The sequence below is a fragment of the uncultured Succinatimonas sp. genome, from assembly GCF_905203285.1.
In the GTDB taxonomy this organism is placed as follows: domain Bacteria; phylum Pseudomonadota; class Gammaproteobacteria; order Enterobacterales; family Succinivibrionaceae; genus Succinatimonas.
This window is the reverse complement of record NZ_CAJKVK010000135.1, coordinates 1-3002: the sequence shown is the minus strand read 5'-3', so window position 1 is coordinate 3002 and position 3002 is coordinate 1. Positions and strand designations below refer to the sequence as shown.

The window sequence follows — 3002 nt, the reverse complement described above, 5'->3', positions numbered from 1 at the left end:
AAGCCGATATCTTAAAAACTCGCCGCAAAAATGGTAAAGAGCTCATCGACTTTTTCGTCATTGAAGCGATAAAAGGATAAATGATGACAAGTAGGCTTAAGTACTTAAAAAAAGTTATTAAAAGTACTGCTGTCTTTCTACTTTCATTGACGGCAATTGCCGCATTGAGCTTTTTCCTTGTCGCAAGACTACCAGGTGATGCAGCCTTAAATTCCATGCTGCCTATGGGAGTTACCGATACTGCTGTCATAGAAAATCTAAGACAAAGCCTCGGGCTTGACCTTTCTTTGCCGCTGCGTTTTATAAATTGGCTAAAGGGCGTTCTGCAGCTTGATTTCGGGCAGTCATTTTATTACGCAAGAGCCGTAAGCTCAGTGCTTGCTGACGCAAGTTCCGTAACGGTAAAAGTTTGCACGCTTGCCGCTTTTATGATTTTAATTCTTGCTCTGCCGCTTGGCTTTTACTGCGCTTTAAAACCCGACGGAATCATCGACAAAATTCTGCATATCCTGGCAGTGTTGTGTTTAAGTCTTCCTACTTTTCTTATAGGACTTATCATCTTAAGCATAGGCGGAGCCAAATTAAAAATTATCGGAACATTGCCAGCAACTGCCTACGCAGATTTAATTATTCCGGCTCTTACTTTGGCTTTGCCCCTGGTTACCTACTACATAAGACAAATTAGAATCGCAGTTTTAAAAGAAATTGACAAACCTTATATTTGTGCCCTGATTGTCCGCGGTATCAAACTAAATAGGATTCTAGTAAAGCATATTCTGCCGCGTGCACTTATTGCCCTGCTGCCTTTAGCCGCAATAAGTCTTGCCCGTCTATTATGCGGATCCGTAATTGTCGAAACAGTCTTTTCTTTAAACGGACTCGGTGCCGTTGCGCTTAAAGCCGTAACGATGCGCGATATCAATTTAATTGAGGCCTATATTATTTACTGTGCGGTAATTTTCATTCTGTTAAATAAAAGCGTCGACATAATCTGCCGTCGTCTTTCCCGCTATGATGAAAAAGGAGAAGACGATGTTTAAAAAAGGTTTTTACTGTGTCTTGATTATTTGCTTTATATGGTGTCTCATTTTGTGCTGCGGCATTTTCCTTGCTCCTTTTGATCCTTTTAAAACCGATCCTTCACTATCGCTTGCTACCCCCGATAACACCCATCTGTTAGGCTGCGACCGCCTTGGCAGAGATCTGCTGTCAAGATTGCTTACGGGGGCTGCTCCTTCATTTTTGACCGCCGTAATAATTCTTATAATTTCATTATTTGCAGGAACCCTTGTCGGTCTTCTTGGTGCTTTTAACCGGAATCGATTCGGGCAGTTCATGAAGTTTATTACCGATCTACTGCTTTCCTTTCCACGCAGCATTGCCGTGATCTTCATAGCAGGAACATTAAGCTCCGGCATATTAGGGTCTTCTTTTGCTTTATGCCTGTTCTTATGGCCGCACTTTGCGCGCGTCACCTACGCAATTGCCAATGACGCACTGCAAAATGATTATATAAAGCAAGCAAAAATTTCAGGGGAAAATACTTTTAGGATTGTAAGGTACTATCTGTTTTATGAAATAAAAGACCAACTGCTTATTACTGCGCTTTTAGATTTGAGTGCCGTTATTCTGGCTTTATCCACATTGTCTTTTTTAGGTTTGTCATCCCAGCCGCCGCTTCCTGAATGGGGATCGATGCTGTATGAAAACCGCAATTACTTAGACAGCGCTCCGCACCTGCTTATATACCCGACGCTATGCATATTTATAAGCGCCTTTTTGTTCAATCTTTTAGGGCAAATGTATGCCTCAAGGCATGCCCAAGGCAGAATAAATTTATGAAAAGAGTAAAACTAAAAAACTTGTTTATCTGCTTTATTTCCGCAGTTTTTATGCTGCTTGCCGAAGGCTGCAGTAAGGACTCAAATTGTGACTTAGAAATTAAGCGGCAAGCTCAGAGCCTTACGACGCTTAAAGTCGGATTATTCTTTTTAAATTACTCTCTTGATCCCAAAGATTACTTCAACGGTTGGATATTAGTGCGCATCGGTGCCGGAGAGACTCTTTTAACCCTTGATGATGCGGGAAAATTGCAGCCAAATCTAATTTCAGGATACAGAATTTTAGATGATAAAACCTATGAACTGACCATGCGTAATGATGTTGCTTTCTCTGACGGCACCAAACTTGACGCTGATATGGTAAAGCGCAATCTTGAACGCATTTTTGCTAAAAGCCCACGAGCCATACAATATTTTGATCCTGAGAAAATCATTGCTGACAATACTGCCAATACCGTAACGATTTATACCAAAAAGCCGGTGCCTGAGATTTTTTATAATCTTTGTGAACCTCTATTTGCCGTAATAAAACTTGATAAGGAAAATGAAGCTCAAACCATAAATATTCCGATTACCACGGGACCATACCAAGTAACCAAATTTGTGCCAAACGAAAGGATAAGCGTCAAACCGAATCCTAATTACCGTAATCAAAGCTCGGATATTAGTCGGATAGATTTTTACTATATTCCTGATGCTCAAAGCCGTCTTATCGCCTTAAAGGCAGGCGATCTTGACATCATCAATACTGTTGATCACTCAGATTTGCAGCTTTTAAAGCAAGATAAGAATATGCAGGTACTCACAGGAGCAGGACCTAGGACCAATGTTATCTACCTAAACCACTTAAATGAATTTCTTAAGGATAAAACATTAAGACAAGCTGTAAGCCTTGCCGTAAATCGGGAAAATATCGTCAAGCTAATAGGCGGTGAAATTGCCAAAGGAGTTATATCCTACCACTTTGATTTCGGCAAAAAAGTAAACGCTCAAAAATTTGATCCAAAGCTTGCGAATACTCTCCTTGATAGGGCTGGCTTTATTGATACTAACAATGACGGCATCCGAGAGATGAACGGTAAAAATATCGAACTTACCTATCGCCTCAAGAGGGTGACTAAAAAGTCACCTTCTTTTTTACCTGAAAAAAGCTCTTAATTT

General features: G+C 40.6%; 3 protein-coding genes. All 3 read left to right on the top strand.

What is annotated here, in order from left to right:
* Nucleotides 1-80 precede the first annotated feature (80 nt).
* Genes QZ019_RS09565 through QZ019_RS09555 form a run of 3 tightly spaced genes read left to right on the top strand, consistent with a single transcriptional unit; the run spans nt 81 to nt 2999 of the window.
* Nucleotides 81-1040 (top strand): ABC transporter permease, encoded by a 960-nt coding sequence (locus tag QZ019_RS09565; RefSeq protein ID WP_295484574.1) that lies wholly within the window; start codon nt 81-83, stop codon nt 1038-1040.
* On the top strand, nt 1033-1842 hold the full coding sequence (locus tag QZ019_RS09560; RefSeq protein WP_295484572.1) for an ABC transporter permease: 810 nt from the start codon (nt 1033-1035) through the stop codon (nt 1840-1842). Before QZ019_RS09565 ends, QZ019_RS09560 begins: the two co-directional genes overlap by 8 nt.
* Nucleotides 1839-2999 carry an ABC transporter substrate-binding protein gene (locus tag QZ019_RS09555; RefSeq protein WP_295484570.1) on the top strand — a complete coding sequence of 387 codons (1161 nt, stop codon included), beginning with the start codon at nt 1839-1841 and terminating at the stop codon, nt 2997-2999. The genes QZ019_RS09560 and QZ019_RS09555 overlap by 4 nt, the downstream gene beginning before the upstream one ends.
* The last annotated feature ends 3 nt before the right edge of the window (nt 3000-3002 follow it).